Origin of the sequence: Bacillus sp. T3, from assembly GCF_033449965.1 — a bacterium.
Taxonomy (GTDB): Bacteria; Bacillota; Bacilli; order Bacillales; family Cytobacillaceae; genus Bacillus_BU.
The window spans coordinates 97,692-112,790 of record NZ_CP137761.1 but is presented as its reverse complement, the minus strand read 5'-3'; the positions used below and the strand labels follow the sequence as shown (position 1 = coordinate 112,790).

The 15,099-nt window shown below is 39.0% G+C and carries 12 protein-coding genes and 2 pseudogenes; all 14 read left to right on the top strand.

What is annotated here, in order from left to right:
- The first annotated feature begins 366 nt into the window (after positions 1–366).
- The 14 genes and pseudogenes from ispE (at position 367) to mazG (ending at position 15,099) form a co-directional block, all read left to right on the top strand.
- A pseudogene (ispE, locus tag RGF10_RS00660) lies at positions 367–1,235 on the top strand (4-(cytidine 5'-diphospho)-2-C-methyl-D-erythritol kinase).
- A gap of 56 nt (positions 1,236–1,291) precedes the next feature.
- Entirely contained in the window at positions 1,292–2,134 is an 843-nt protein-coding gene (gene purR, locus RGF10_RS00655; protein ID WP_318506393.1) for a pur operon repressor, read from the top strand.
- 57 nt (positions 2,135–2,191) lie between these two features.
- Entirely contained in the window at positions 2,192–2,566 is a 375-nt protein-coding gene (ridA, locus tag RGF10_RS00650; RefSeq protein ID WP_318506390.1) for a 2-iminobutanoate/2-iminopropanoate deaminase, read from the top strand.
- 289 nt (positions 2,567–2,855) lie between these two features.
- A complete protein-coding gene (spoVG, locus tag RGF10_RS00645; protein WP_003347151.1) occupies positions 2,856–3,146 on the top strand; it encodes a septation regulator SpoVG in 291 nt (96 codons plus the stop codon).
- Between the two features lie 227 nt (positions 3,147–3,373).
- Entirely contained in the window at positions 3,374–4,747 is a 1,374-nt protein-coding gene (gene glmU, locus RGF10_RS00640) for a bifunctional UDP-N-acetylglucosamine diphosphorylase/glucosamine-1-phosphate N-acetyltransferase GlmU (RefSeq protein WP_318506387.1), read from the top strand.
- 15 nt (positions 4,748–4,762) lie between these two features.
- Entirely contained in the window at positions 4,763–5,719 is a 957-nt protein-coding gene (locus RGF10_RS00635) for a ribose-phosphate diphosphokinase (RefSeq protein ID WP_318506384.1), read from the top strand.
- 87 nt (positions 5,720–5,806) lie between these two features.
- A complete protein-coding gene (locus RGF10_RS00630) occupies positions 5,807–6,439 on the top strand; it encodes a 50S ribosomal protein L25/general stress protein Ctc (protein ID WP_318506382.1) in 633 nt (210 codons plus the stop codon).
- A 75-nt stretch (positions 6,440–6,514) separates the two neighbouring features.
- Positions 6,515–7,075 carry an aminoacyl-tRNA hydrolase gene (gene pth, locus RGF10_RS00625; protein ID WP_318506380.1) on the top strand — a complete coding sequence of 187 codons (561 nt, stop codon included), beginning with the start codon at positions 6,515–6,517 and terminating at the stop codon, positions 7,073–7,075.
- A 101-nt stretch (positions 7,076–7,176) separates the two neighbouring features.
- Positions 7,177–7,407, top strand: coding sequence for an anti-sigma-F factor Fin (locus RGF10_RS00620; RefSeq protein ID WP_318506377.1), 231 nt, complete (start codon positions 7,177–7,179; stop codon positions 7,405–7,407).
- 69 nt (positions 7,408–7,476) lie between these two features.
- A pseudogene (gene mfd, locus RGF10_RS00615) lies at positions 7,477–11,019 on the top strand (transcription-repair coupling factor).
- 199 nt (positions 11,020–11,218) lie between these two features.
- Positions 11,219–11,755 carry a stage V sporulation protein T gene (spoVT, locus tag RGF10_RS00610; RefSeq protein WP_318506376.1) on the top strand — a complete coding sequence of 179 codons (537 nt, stop codon included), beginning with the start codon at positions 11,219–11,221 and terminating at the stop codon, positions 11,753–11,755.
- 268 nt (positions 11,756–12,023) lie between these two features.
- Positions 12,024–12,329, top strand: a complete 306-nt coding sequence (locus RGF10_RS00605) for an oligosaccharide flippase family protein (protein WP_318506374.1) — start codon at positions 12,024–12,026, stop codon at positions 12,327–12,329.
- Positions 12,329–13,624 (top strand): putative polysaccharide biosynthesis protein, encoded by a 1,296-nt coding sequence (locus RGF10_RS00600; RefSeq protein ID WP_412176661.1) that lies wholly within the window; start codon positions 12,329–12,331, stop codon positions 13,622–13,624. Before RGF10_RS00605 ends, RGF10_RS00600 begins: the two co-directional genes overlap by 1 nt.
- A gap of 5 nt (positions 13,625–13,629) precedes the next feature.
- The gene (gene mazG, locus RGF10_RS00595) at positions 13,630–15,099 is read left to right on the top strand and encodes a bifunctional methyltransferase/pyrophosphohydrolase YabN (protein ID WP_318506372.1); all 1,470 of its coding nucleotides are present in this window, start codon (positions 13,630–13,632) and stop codon (positions 15,097–15,099) included.

Sequence of the window (15,099 nt, the reverse complement as noted above, 5' to 3'; positions counted from 1 at the left end):
CTGTGTTAAAGCTTATTGTTGATTATTAGCACAATGTTGATTGGAGCGGAAGGCGCGAGACTCCTGCGGGAGTAGCTGGCATGGGAGACCCCACAGGCGCGATAGCGCCGAGGAGGCTCCCAGTTAGCCCCGCGGAAAGCGAGTGCCTGCAGCGGAAATCAACTTTCAAGTTTAATAAAATTTGCAAGCGATATCATAATAGTGCATCAATGCTAAGGAAACCACCGAAATAAAACATTATAATAGAAAAATAAAAGGAGTAATTCAGAATAATGTAGGGAAGTAAACGTTCTAACCTGTCTGTTTTATGGTAAAATAGGACAAAATATGAAGATATCGTCGAATTTTGTAAAGTAGGTGGGTATGTTGAAGCTTTTAGTGAAAGCACCGGCGAAAATCAATTTATCATTAGATGTTTTACATAAACGTCCAGATGGATATCATGAAGTCGAAATGATTATGACAACAATTGATTTAGCCGATCGCCTTGAGCTTTCTTTATTAGATAAAGATGAAATACATATTGTTTCACATAATCGATTTGTTCCAGATGATCAGCGTAATTTGGCTTATCAGGCAGCAAGTCTTTTAAAGACCAGGTTTCAGGTAAAACAAGGTGTAAGAATTGCGATTGAAAAAACCATTCCCGTTGCTGCTGGACTTGCTGGGGGTAGTAGTGATGCTGCTGCTGCTTTAAGGGGGCTAAATAAGCTTTGGAAGCTAGGCTTATCTTTAGACGAGTTAGCAGTGTTAGGTTCAGAAATTGGATCAGATGTTTCCTTTTGTGTATATGGAGGAACCGCTCTGGCAAAAGGCCGGGTGAAATCATCCAAGAGCTTCCTGTACCCCCTACATGCTGGGTGATTTTAGCGAAGCCGTTCATTGGTGTATCGACTGCTGATGTATATCGACGTTTAGATCTCAGTAAAATAAAGCATCCAAATACAAATGCTATGATCGATGCTATTTATACGAAAAACTATGACCAGGTTTGTCAGCAGGTTGGTAACGTACTAGAAGAAGTTACACTTCAGCTGCATCCAGAGGTTGCGCAAATTAAAGACCAAATGAAGCGGTTTGGGGCAGATGCTGTGTTAATGAGTGGTAGCGGTCCAACTGTATTTTGCCTTGTACAACATGATTCAAGAATGCATCGTATTTATAATGGATTGAGAGGATTTTGTGACCAGGTTTTCGCTGTAAGGATATTAGGCGACCGTCATACCCTTGATTAAATCCGTATATTAATGATATATTATCGTTAAACATTCGGTTTTTGGAGGTCCCATTTATGAAATTCCGGCGGAGTGAACGTTTGCTAGACATGGCTCATTATTTAACTGAGCACCCTCGCGAGTTAGTATCATTATCCTATTTTGCTGATCGATATAAATCAGCTAAATCATCAATTAGTGAAGATTTAGCGATTATTAAAGATACATTCGAGCAAAGAGGGATAGGCACATTACAGACAGTCCCAGGTGCGGCAGGTGGAGTTAAGTATTATGTGAAGGTGAATGAAACAGAGGCAAGACCATTTGTTGAGGAATTGTGTGAGTTAATGTCGAGTCCAGAACGGCTTCTTCCTGGTGGGTATTTATATATGACCGATATTATTGGGGATCCTTCTATTGTTCGAAAAGCCGGTCGTTTGTTTGCATCTGCCTATGCCTATGCTAATATTGATGCGGTAATGACAGTGGCTACAAAGGGTATTCCACTTGCTTATGCAGTGGCAAGTCAAATCAATGTTCCCGTTGTCATTGTAAGACCAGATAGCAAGGTAACAGAAGGTTCAACCGTTAGTATTAACTATGTATCTGGCTCTACGAAACGAATTCAAACGATGGTTCTTTCAAAACGGAGCTTAGCCGAAGGGACAAAGGTTCTCATTGTTGACGATTTCATGAAGGCGGGCGGAACTGTTAATGGCATGAAGAGCTTATTAGCGGAGTTTAAAGCTGATCTAACGGGTATAGCTGTATTAGTTGAATCAGAAAATATTGAGGAACGATTAGTCGATGAATACATATCTTTGGTTAGACTATCTGATGTGGATGAGAGAGCCAAAACCGTGAAGGTAAGTGAAGGAAATTATTTCACATTAGCCGGAAATATGTCTTGGGAAAAATAAGAGCTAGGTATTAACATTTCACTATAGATGAAATCAATCTTGGGGAGGTTTTTTGAAATGAAGGTAGTTCAAACAAGCGGTGCTCCTGCCGCAATAGGTCCATATTCTCAAGGAATCATTGTCAACAATATGTTTTATAGTTCTGGACAAATTCCATTAACTGCAGAAGGGGTATTGGTTGAGGGAGACATTCAAGCACAAACTCATCAGGTATTTAAAAACCTGCAAGCAGTCCTTGAGGAGGCTGGTGCGTCTTTTGAAACAGTTGTTAAAACAACGGTGTTTATTAAGGACATGAATGATTTTGTGGCTCTGAATGAAGTATATGGTGAATATTTTTCAGTACATAAGCCAGCACGATCATGTGTTGAGGTGGCTCGTCTACCAAAAGATGTACTAGTTGAAATTGAAGTGATTGCGCTCGTTAAATAATAACGAGCGTTTTTTTTTTTTGAAGAAAAAGCCTTCCGCTCCAATCAACAGATTGCTCAAATATCAGCTTCGTTCTTTAACATAGAATTATATAAAAAACACCCATACTACATATTCTAAAAAGTTTCAGTGATGTACATCACATTTATTTCGGTTTTCGTTTCATTTTTTGTTCACAATTTGAGCAAATTTTTTGAAAAAAAAGTAATAGTTAAGGAGGAAAAATGGAAATACTTGTTGAATAATTTAGGTGGTTTTCATTTGGAAAATTATAAAGGTGGTGAACATGATGGAAGTGACAGACGTTAGATTACGCCGTGTTAATACAGATGGTCGTATGAGAGCAATCGCATCAATTACATTAGACAATGAGTTTGTTGTTCATGACATTCGTGTCATAGACGGAAACAATGGTTTATTTGTTGCGATGCCGAGCAAACGGACACCAGATGGTGAATTCCGTGATATCGCCCATCCAATTAATTCGGGAACTCGTGGCAAAATTCAAGAAGCCGTATTAGCGGAATACCATCGATTAGGTGAATTAGAAGTTGAATTTGAAGAAGCCGGAGCATCCTAAATAACGGTTACAACGAGAGCCTTACTGACCTAATAAGTATGGCTCTTTTTTTAAAAGATTATAATCCATCTCCTCTTCTATACCCCTACAAAAAAGCAAGCGCTTACTATCCCTTCCTGAATTCTCCCTAACTTAACAAATATTTGCACTTTGTGAACACTCCTTGAAATACTCGGCTATTTAAGATATATTCTTAATGGATAAAAAGGTAAATTGGAGGGCCATACATGTCTAGTCGGTATGCGATTATTTTAGCCGCAGGTCAAGGAACACGAATGAAGTCAAAGCTTTATAAAGTGTTACATCCTGTTTGCGGTAAACCAATGGTTCAACACGTTGTTGATCAAGTTTCTCAGCTTAATATAGATGAAATGGTCACAATTATTGGTCATGGTGCGGAAAAAGTAAAAGCTCAACTTGGGAACTTGAGTCAGTATGCATTGCAAGAAAGTCAGCTTGGTACGGCACATGCTGTTATTCAAGCTAAAGAAATGCTTGCAGGAAAACCAGGAGTCACGTTAGTTGTCTGCGGAGATACTCCGTTAATTCAGGCTGAAACGATGGAAGCGTTGTTCAAGCAGCATCAAGATGCCAATGCAAAAGTAACGGTTTTAACTGCAGAAGCTGTGGATCCAACTGGCTACGGTCGAATTGTTCGGAATAACGAAGGGTTTGTTGAAAAGATTGTTGAACATAAGGATGCAACAGTAGAAGAGCGGAGCATTAAGGAAATTAACACAGGCACTTATTGCTTTGATAATCTTGCTTTATTTCAAGCACTTGAACAAGTTTCTAATGATAATGTACAGGGCGAATATTACTTGCCTGATGTCATTGAAATTCTGAAAAAACAAGGTGAAATCGTAACCGCTTTTCAAACCACAGAATTCGAAGAGACGCTGGGCGTCAATGATCGAATTGCCCTTTCTGAAGCAGAACGGATTATGAAAATTAGAATTAATGAAACACATATGCGCAATGGTGTGACACTGATTGACCCGCAAACTACATATATTGGTTCGGATGTTGCGATTGGTCAAGATACAGTCATTTACCCTGGTACGGTTCTTTTAGGAAAGACAACAATTGGTTCAGATTGTATTATTGGCCCAAATAGCGAAATAAAGGATTGCCAAATTGGCGATGAAACAACAATCCGCCATTCTGTTGCACATGATAGCAGTATTGGTAGGGCTGTAAATATTGGACCATTTGCCCATATTCGACCAGCATCTGATATTCATGATGATGTAAAAATCGGAAACTTTGTCGAAATTAAAAAAGCTGTTTTTGGTCAAGGAAGTAAAGCATCACATCTTAGTTACATAGGAGATGCCGAAGTTGGTAAGGATGTTAATATTGGCTGTGGCTCAATTACAGTAAACTACGATGGAAAAAATAAATTCTTAACGAAGATTGAAGACAATGTATTTGTCGGTTGTAATTCCAATTTAGTAGCACCTGTCACTATTGGCAAAGGGTCTTACGTTGCAGCAGGTTCTACGATTACAAGTGATGTTCCAGAGGATGCATTATCAATCGCTCGAGCGCGTCAAGTGAATAAAGAAAACTATGTACAAAAATTAAATCAAAAGAAATAAGCTGGAGGGGCCGTCATGTCGAATCAATATTTAGATCCAAATTTAAAAGTATTTACTTTAAACTCAAACAAAGAGCTTGCTGAAGAAATTGCCAAAGTCATTGGTGTAGAACTTGGGAAATGTTCCGTTACTCGTTTTAGTGATGGTGAAATTCAAATAAACATTGAAGAAAGTATTCGTGGTTGTGATGTATTCATCATTCAATCAACAAGCTCACCTGTAAATGAGCATTTAATGGAATTGCTCATCTTAATCGATGCACTGAAAAGAGCGTCAGCTAAAACGATAAACCTAGTTATTCCGTACTACGGTTATGCACGCCAAGATCGTAAGGCACGTGCGCGTGAGCCAATCACAGCAAAACTAGTTGCTAACTTGCTTGAAACTGCTGGTGCTACGCGTGTTATTACATTGGATCTGCATGCACCACAAATTCAAGGTTTCTTTGATATTCCAATCGACCACCTAATGGGTGTTCCAATCCTATCTGAGTATTTTAAAAATAAAGCTTACGAGAAGGATATTGTCATCGTATCACCTGACCATGGCGGGGTAACACGTGCTCGTAAAATGGCAGAACGCTTAAAGGCTCCAATTGCCATTATCGATAAGCGTCGTCCAAAGCCAAACGTGGCAGAGGTTATGAACATTGTCGGTAATATCGAAGGAAAAGTTGCAATCCTAATTGATGATATCATTGATACTGCAGGAACGATTACACTAGCAGCAAATGCACTTGTTGAAAATGGAGCTTCAGAGGTTTATGCATGCTGTACACATCCTGTTTTATCAGGTCCAGCGATTAGCCGTATTGAAAACTCAAAAATTAAAGAATTAGTTATTACAAATTCAATTGCTCTTCCAGAAGAAAAGATGATTGATAAAATCGTCAATCTTTCTGTCGCTTCATTGCTTGGTGATGCAATTATCCGTGTTCATGAGGAGCAATCAGTAAGCGTATTGTTCGAATAGGCTTTCCATATAAATAGGTTTATTTCTTCCTAATTTAGGGCATTTTGATATAGTACCCAACGATTTAAATTAGGAAGGTGAACGTCAATGAGTGCAGTTTTACAAGCCAAAGGACGAACAGGAACACAGGGCTCAGCGCTAAAGAGCTTACGGGATCGTGGTGATATTCCAGCGATCATATATGGACCAAATTTGGCAAATCAGTCGGTCTCCATCAATATTGGGGATTTGTTAAAAACGATTCGTGACAATGGTCGCAATGGAATCATTTCGTTACAGCTTGACGGAAAAAGTCGCAATGTCATCCTTACAGACTATCAAACAGATCCGTTGAAAAAAGAAATCATTCATGCTGATTTCTTGGCTGTAGATATGTCAACCGAACTGCAAGTCAATGTACGGATTCAATTAGATGGGGAGTGTGCTGGAGTTAAGGATGGCGGTGTCCTGCAACAGACGCTCCATGAATTAACGATTACGGCAACACCTAATCATATTCCGCAGGCAATTCATGTTGATATCTCAAATTTACAGGTAGGCGAAAATTTAACGATTGCCGATCTACCGATTTCAGATGAGATTAACATCAATCATGATGAAGAGGAAGTTATCGTTACGATTCTTCCGCCTAAACAGGAATCTGAAATCAGTACTGGTGAACAACAAGAAGGCGGTCTTCCAGATAATTTAGAGGGTCGAGAAACAGAGGCGCCTGAATAATAAATTTAGACGTAACCTAGTTTAGGTTACGTCTTTTATAGTATGATGGAAACAGTAAAGTAAGGGGGAGGAAGCATGAAGCTTATTGTTGGCCTTGGGAACCCAGGAAGACAATATGAAAACACAAGACATAATATTGGTTTTAAAGTGATTGACCAACTGGCACATGATTTATATGTTGGTTTAGATCAAGCAAAACATAAAGGTATTTATGGAATGGCCCATATCGGTGGTGAAAAAGTAATTTTATTAAAGCCACTTACTTATATGAATTTATCCGGTGAATGTATTCGTGCGGTTATGGATTACTATCAAATAGAAACTGAAGACATAGTGGTTATTTATGATGATTTAGACTTACCTGTAGGGAAAATACGCCTCCGTCAAAAAGGGAGTGCAGGAGGTCATAATGGCATCAAATCGACCATTGCTCATTTAGGCACAGAGAGCTTTAATCGGATCCGAGTTGGAATTGACCGACCAACGAATGGAATGAAAGTGACAGACTATGTTTTAGGTCGATTCACACCAGAAGAGCAGGACATGATGGTAGACGTAATCCAAAAGTGTGGAGCGGCGACGAAACAATGGCTCAGCACTCCTTTTTTACAGGTAATGAATCAATTCAATGCGTAATTGTACATGATTGCAAGACTTTAACATACAATAGGCATACGAATAACTTTCCTCAAAATAGTAAATAATATCTTTATCTACGTTGTTGAGGAGGAATATACTTGGCTATTCATTACCACTGCCGTCATTGCGGAATGAATATTGGCACAATCGATCAAATGTCTATACATAGTGAGCAACTAGGTTTACACAAGCTATCAGATGTAGAACGCCAGGAAATGGTTTCTTATGATCAACAAGGTGATATTCATATAGCTGCAATTTGCGAGGATTGCCAGGAACATCTGACAAGAAATCCTGACTATCACCAATATGATTTTCTGATACATTAACAGCTTTGGGTCTAAATCCAAAGCGTTTTTCTGTTATTTTTTCTTTTTTGAGAGGAGGGGGTTCCGGATATGGAGGGGCTTAAATCTGTCATTAGTAGGTTAGAGGATGTTCAATCGATCATTGCGGGAGTAAATGGAGGATTGAAGGAACAATTAGTTGCAGGCTTATCGGGTTCTGCTCGAACACTTTTTCTGGCATCCGTATTTGGAAAAACAAAAAAGTCACAGCTGATTGTGACACATAATCTACTACAGGCACAAAAAATATACGATGATATGGTGAATTTAATTGGGGAAAAAGAAGTCTTTCTATACCCTGCCAATGAATTAATTGCCGCTGAAATCAGTATTGCCAGTCCAGAGCTAAAAGCCCAACGGATTGAAGCGTTGAATCATTGGATTAGTGGGAAAAGCGGCGTGGTCATTGTCCCTGTTGCAGGGCTTAGGAAAATCATTCCACCAAAACGATTATGGGAAAAATATCAAGTTTCGATCAAAATCGGCGAGGATATTATATTAAATGAACTATTACCACAATTAGTGAGAATGGGATATATACGGGCTGAAATGGTTTCAGCACCTGGGGAGTTTAGTGTTCGTGGTGGAATACTAGATATTTATTCTCTTACCGAGGCAGACCCAATTCGAATTGAACTATTTGATACAGAGATTGATTCGATTCGAACTTTTTCATTGGATGACCAACGTTCAAAAATGAAACTAAAAGAAGTCACGATTACCCCAGCGACAGAATATATTTTTGAATCAGCGCATTTCGAGAAGTTAACCGCGTCAGTTGAAACAGCACTGTCCAAAAGCTTAAAGACACTCAAGCAAGAAAAAGATAAAACATTGCTAACCCAATCAATAGGTTACGAGCTTGAGCAGTTGCGGATGGGCCAAAAGCCGGAACAGATTTTTAAATATATTTCGTTTGCATATGAAAAAGAGAATAGTTTGCTAGATTATTTACCAAAAAACGGCCTTATTTTTGTTGATGAAATTAGCAGAGTTCAAGAGATGAATGATTCATTGGAAAAGGAAGAAGCAGAATGGTACACCAGTTTATTAGGTGAAGGGAAAATCCCACATGATGTAAAAATATCACATCAGCTATTGCCTTTGCTTCATAAGTCAGAAAACGCCGTTACGTATATGTCTTTATTTTTAAGGCATGTACCGAACACCAATCCACAAAATATTATTAATGTTTCCTGTAAGCCAATGCAAAACTTCCATGGCCAAATGCATGTATTGAAGGCAGAAGTGGAACGATGGGCAAAAGGTAAATATACTGTTTTATTTTTAGGTCCTGATGAAGAAAGGGTTAATAAACTTCAACGTGTCCTTGAAGATTATGGAGTGGATGTAGCTTTTGTCGGAAAGGATCAACCATTGCTACCAGGGAAAATCCAAATCGCCGAAGGAAATGTCCTGACTGGTTTTGAGCTTCCAATCCAAAAGTTAGCTGTTATTACGGAAGAAGAGCTATTTAATAAAAAAACAGCAAAAAAATCAACGCGCCGCCAGAAGCTTTCTAATGCTGAACGAATCAAAAGCTATTCTGAGCTTCGAGTAGGTGACTACGTCGTTCACGTAAATCACGGAATCGGGAAATACTTAGGAATTGAAACACTCGTGATAAACGGTGTTCATAAAGACTATCTTCATGTCCGTTATCAAGGCAGTGATAAATTATATGTCCCTGTTGAACAGATTGATCTTGTCCAAAAGTATGTAGGTTCTGAAGGAAAAGAGCCAAAAATTTATAAATTGGGTGGAACTGATTGGAAACGCGTTAAGCGAAAGGTAGAATCCTCTGTTCAAAATATAGCGGATGATTTGATTAAGCTTTATGCGGAACGGGAAGCAGCGAAAGGGAATGCGTTTTCACCTGATGGAGATATGCAACGTGAATTTGAAATGGCCTTCCCATATCAGGAGACCGAGGATCAAATTCGTTCCATTAGTGAAATCAAAAAGGATATGGAACGAGAGCGACCAATGGATCGGCTTTTGTGTGGAGATGTGGGCTATGGGAAAACGGAAGTAGCCATTCGAGCAGCCTTTAAGGCAATTGCAGATGGGAAACAAGTAGCATTTTTAGTCCCGACAACAATTCTTGCACAGCAACACTATGAAACAATGAGGGAGCGCTTTCAGGATTACCCAATAAAAATTGGCTTATTAAGTCGTTTCCGCTCGCGTAAGGAACAGCAAGAGACAATGAAAGGTTTAAAGGCAGGTACAGTAGACATCGTCGTTGGTACGCATCGTTTATTATCAAAGGATATTACCTATCGAGATTTAGGGTTATTAATAATCGATGAGGAACAGCGTTTTGGAGTAACCCATAAGGAAAAAATTAAACAGCTTAAGACAAATGTTGATGTGTTGACCTTAACGGCAACCCCGATACCGAGAACACTTCATATGTCCATGCTTGGTGTACGCGATTTATCAGTAATTGAAACACCACGGAAAATCGTTTTCCTGTTCAAACATATGTTATGGAATATAATGGTGGTCTTGTAAGAGAAGCGATTGAAAGAGAATTGGCCCGAGACGGACAGGTATATTTTTTATACAACCGTGTTGAGGACATAGAACGGAAGGCTGAAGAAATATCAATGCTGGTCCCGGATGCAAGAGTCATTTGTGCACATGGGCAAATGTCCGAAAATGAGCTTGAGTCCGTAATGCTAGGATTTTTAGAGGGTGAATTTGATGTGCTAGTAAGCACAACGATTATTGAAACGGGTGTTGATATCCCGAACGTTAACACCTTAATAGTCTATGATGCTGATCGCATGGGCTTATCACAACTGTACCAATTAAGGGGTCGGGTAGGCCGTTCGAACCAGGGTTGCCTATGCCTATTTTACGTACCGCAAGGACAAGGTTCTGACGGAGGTTGCGGAAAAACGCTTGCAAGCCATTAAAGAATTCACTGAGCTAGGCTCTGGTTTTAAAATTGCGATGCGTGATTTGTCAATACGTGGAGCAGGTAATCTACTAGGAGCTGAGCAGCATGGCTTTATTGATTCAGTAGGTTTTGATCTGTACTCGCAAATGCTAAAAGAAGCAATTGAAGCAAGAAAAGGTGAAATTGATTTGCAAGCACCTGTATCTCTTGAAATTGACGTGGAAGTCGATGCCTATATTCCAGATGCTTATATTGCTGATGGTCATCAAAAAATTGAAATGTATAAACGCTTCCGATCTTTAACGTCGATGGAGGAGTTAGAAGAGCTCCAAGAAGAAATGATCGATCGATTTGGTGAATATCCAGATGAAGTCGCCTATTTATTCAAAATTGCTGAAATAAAGGTGTTTGCACAATTAGCTTATGTGGAGCTTATAAAGCAGGTAAAACAAGATATCACTATCCTTTTCTCTGAAAAGGGAAGTGAAGGAATTGATATGAAAAAGGTCGTTCAAATTAGCAACAAATATGGACGGATGATCGGTATGGGTCAGGATGGGACTAAATTTAAACTTGTTCTTCATGTCAAGGGTGTAGATTGTCAAAAATGGATGGCGGTGGCTCTTGAACTCATTGAAGCGATTTATCAAGCTAAAGTTGAAACGAAAAAGAATATTGTCTCATAGGATAAAGGAACCACTTAAAGAACCATTCCATTTATTGTTATAATTGGAATAACTATCTTCCTTGAGAAAAAATCGATGAGAATGCATAGAACTTTCCAGATGAAAGATAATATATCTAACATGGTGATGATTTACTAAATGAAGCACCATGAATCATTGCCAAACAACAAATCATCAGATGAAAGTGAGGCAACATTGGATGAAAGCAACTGGTATTGTTCGTCGAATCGATGATTTAGGTCGTGTGGTTATTCCAAAGGAAATTCGTAGAACACTAAGAATTCGTGAAGGTGACCCGCTTGAGATCTTTGTAGATCGGGATGGGGAAGTTATTTTAAAGAAATACTCTCCAATTAGTGAGTTAAGTGATTTTGCCAAAGAGTACGCAGAAGCCTTATATGATAGTCTAGGGCACCCAGTATTAATTTGCGACAGGGATACATATATTGCTGTTGCAGGAGGTTCAAAGAAAGATTACTTAAATAAAAACATAAGTGATTTAGTAGAAAAAACAATGGAAGAACGAAACTCTGTTCTGATGAACCAGCAAGATTCAGTGTCAATTGTTGATGGAAATGATGAGGCGATATCTGCTTATACGATTGGACCAATTATTGCCAATGGTGACCCGATTGGTGCAGTGATTATCGTTGCAAAGGAAGGTACAGTAGGAGATGTTGAACAAAAGGCTGTCGAAACAGCTTCAAGCTTTTTAGCTCGTCAAATGGAATCGTAATAGAATTTTGTTTTAAACCGCATTTTATAACATAATCATAGTGTTTTTGCTGAAAAGGCGGCTAGTTGCTGCCTTTTTTGTGTGAATGATTATTGTCTAGCTGCAGAGGCAAGCCCCTCGAGGTCATAAGCCACTTCATGCAAGAAGGCAAAGAACGCCTTCTCACATGAAGCGACTTATGCTTGTTGGGGCTGAGCGAGTCGCTTTCGCTTTTCTGTGCTATAATACGTGGGAATTAATAACTTACTTCGGAAGGTGAGATGGGGCGATGAGGCCCGAACAAGGACAGAAAGAATTATTAAAGGGTGTATTTATCCTAACAATAGGAGCAATCCTGACAAAAATTTTGAGTGCGATGTATCGAATTCCTTTTCAAAATATGGTTGGTGATGTTGGTTTTTACATATATCAGCAGGTGTACCCATTTTATGGTCTAGCGCTTGTGTTAACAACTAATGGATTTCCGGTGATTATTTCAAAGCTGTATGCGGAGAAAAAAGGTATGGAGGCCAAGAAGTTACTTATTATTACCTTCTTTTTTTATTTACTGTCGGCCTACTGGGCTTTAGCTTAATGTACCTAAACTCAGACTGGTTAGCCTTGAAAATGAATGACCCGAACTTAGCTGTTTTATTTCGTGTCATATCCATTATTTTTCTCATTCTTCCATTTACCTCCGTATTGAGAGGGTATTTCCAAGGGGAAGGTGACATGCTTCCAACAGCTGTATCTCAGGTTGCTGAGCAGTTAATCAGGGTCCTGACCATACTCGGAGTTTCTGCCCTTTTTATGAGAGAAGGATATTCGCTTTATATGGTTGGTGGAGGAGCGACATTTGGGTCAATTACTGGTGGTATCGTAGCGGGGATTCTGTTATTTTACTTTTTCAGAAAAAGGAAAAAGGATAATCATTTTTCAATTAAAAAACTAATTCTAGCGATACGGTTTACAGAAGCAATCGAAATTATTAAAACCTTATCGATTCAAGGGTTTGCAATTTGTATTTCCGGAATGCTACTTATTTTTATTCAATTAGCAGATTCGATTAATCTGTATACGCTGCTTGTTTCATCTGGAGTTGACGAATTTGCGGCGAAACAACTAAAGGGAATTTATGATCGAGGTCAGCCTCTTATTCAATTAGGGACAATATTAGCAACATCAATGTCTCTGTCATTAGTACCATTAATTTCAAGCAGTAAAGTAAAGAAAAATAGAGAGCAGTTAATTGCGAAAATTGAAACTGCCTTGAAAATTAGTATTATGGTTGGACTTGGGGGGGCTATTGGTCTAATTTGTATTATTGAACCAACTAACATTATGTTATTTGAGGATAATTCAGGCTCTAATGTGTTAGCGATTATTGCTTTATTAATCTTTTTTTCTTCGGTTATTATTACAATTTCAAGTATTCTTCAAGGTTTGGGAATTAGCATCGTACCAGCCGTGCTCATCTTTCTTGGCTTTGTGATTAAATGCCTTTTGAATATTCCAATGGTGTTAAAATGGGGAACAGTGGGAGCGGCTCTATCATCTGTAGTGGCATTCGTGTTTATTTTGGTGTTATTAAGTATAAAATTAAAGATGACAATAAGAACAACAGTAATACATAAGGACTTTATCCAAACAATTTTTCTTGCTGGATTGATTATGGGAAGTAGTTTACTAGCTTATATTAGAATTACCGATTTTCTGTTTTCTGAAGGTCGAATATTTTCCGCACTGCAAGCATTGTCGGCTTGTGTAATTGGAGGTAGTCTATATTTAATTATTGTTTTTAGAAGCGGCGTTTTTAAGGAGGAGGAGCTTTCTGTTCTTCCGTTTGGTGACAAGCTAAGGGCGTTACTGCCAAATAAAAGCAGGAGATGATTCATTTGCAAAAGAAAATTACCATTCTCGGTTTAGGGGCTGGGGATATCAATCAAATCCCGCTAGGAGTGTATAAGAAAATGCTCCAGGCAGGCACAGTCTATTTAAGGACGAAGGAGCATCCAGTGGTAGGTGACCTGGAGCAGGAGGGCGTACAATTTGTAGCGTTTGATTCTATTTACGAAAAATACGATCACTTTGAGCAGGTTTATCAAGAGATTAGTAATATCCTATTAGAAAATGCCGAAGATGGTTCAATTATTTATGCTGTACCCGGACATCCAATCGTGGCTGAACAAACCGTTCAGATCCTATTATCAGCCAGGAAAGAAAGAGGAATTGACATCGAGCTTGGCGGAGGTCAAAGCTTTATCGATTCAGTTTTTCAAGCGCTCAAAGTGGACCCGATTGATGGTTTTCAATTATTAGACGGTACATCGTTAACACGAGAAGCAATTAATCTTCATCAGCATGTGGTTATTGGTCAGGTTTACGATACCTATGTCGCCTCAAATGTAAAATTAACCCTAATGGAGCGTCTTCCAGATGATTATCCCGTTTATGTTGTTAGTGCAGCAGGTAGTGATAATGAAAGGATTGAGGAAGTCTTATTGTATGAATTAGACCGGGTTGTAAAGGTGAATAATCTTACCTCTGTCTATATACCACCTGTACAAGAAGAAGTCCTTCTCTATAAGGAATTCACCAAGCTTCGTGAAGTAATTGCTGAGCTTAGAGGCCCTAATGGCTGTCCGTGGGATCGGAAGCAAACGCATCAAAGCTTAAAGAAATACTTAATTGAAGAAGCTTATGAATTAATCGAAGCCATTAATGATGATGATATTGATCATATAATTGAAGAGTTAGGTGATGTTCTGCTTCAAGTTATGCTACACGCACAAATTGGTGAGGATGAGGGATATTTCTCGATTGATGAAGTGATTAGTAGCATTACCTCCAAAATGATCCGCAGACACCCGCACGTTTTCGGTAGCGTTAAAGTTAATAATGTGGACGATGTGTTAACAAATTGGGAGGAAATCAAATCCCAAGAGAAGGCTACTCAAGATGAGGAATCATCGCTGCTTGATAAAGTTAGTTTAGCGCAGCCATCATTGATGCGTGCCTATGAGCTGCAGAAGGAAGCGGCTAAGGTTGGCTTCGATTGGCAGGAAGTGGCTCCTGTTTGGGATAAGGTAAAAGAAGAATTACAGGAATTTGAAGCTGAAGTGATGAAAGATGACGACAGCGAAAATGCATTGAAGGAATTTGGTGACTTGTTATTTGCGTTCATTAATCTGGCACGATTTTATAAAATTCACCCGGAAGAAGCCCTGCTTGCGACAAATCAAAAATTTACAGACCGCTTCCGTTTTGTTGAAAAAAAAGTCAAGGAAAGTGGCAGAGATTTTGAACAGCACACTCTTGACCAATTGGACCAATACTGGGATGAAGCAAAGAAAACCGGCCTATAA

Excerpts from the sequence above, each read along its gene's own strand:
- RGF10_RS00630 (WP_318506382.1), top strand. The coding sequence starts at position 5,807 with ATGAGTGCAGTTTTACAAGCCAAAGGACGAACAGGAACACAGGGCTCA.
- glmU (WP_318506387.1), top strand. The coding sequence starts at position 3,374 with ATGTCTAGTCGGTATGCGATTATTTTAGCCGCAGGTCAAGGAACACGA.
- spoVT (WP_318506376.1), top strand. The coding sequence starts at position 11,219 with ATGAAAGCAACTGGTATTGTTCGTCGAATCGATGATTTAGGTCGTGTG.
- RGF10_RS00605 (WP_318506374.1), top strand. The coding sequence starts at position 12,024 with ATGAGGCCCGAACAAGGACAGAAAGAATTATTAAAGGGTGTATTTATC.
- purR (WP_318506393.1), top strand. The coding sequence starts at position 1,292 with ATGAAATTCCGGCGGAGTGAACGTTTGCTAGACATGGCTCATTATTTA.
- RGF10_RS00635 (WP_318506384.1), top strand. The coding sequence starts at position 4,763 with ATGTCGAATCAATATTTAGATCCAAATTTAAAAGTATTTACTTTAAAC.
- ridA (WP_318506390.1), top strand. The coding sequence starts at position 2,192 with ATGAAGGTAGTTCAAACAAGCGGTGCTCCTGCCGCAATAGGTCCATAT.
- pth (WP_318506380.1), top strand. The coding sequence starts at position 6,515 with ATGAAGCTTATTGTTGGCCTTGGGAACCCAGGAAGACAATATGAAAAC.
- RGF10_RS00600 (WP_412176661.1), top strand. The coding sequence starts at position 12,329 with ATGTACCTAAACTCAGACTGGTTAGCCTTGAAAATGAATGACCCGAAC.
- spoVG (WP_003347151.1), top strand. The coding sequence starts at position 2,856 with ATGGAAGTGACAGACGTTAGATTACGCCGTGTTAATACAGATGGTCGT.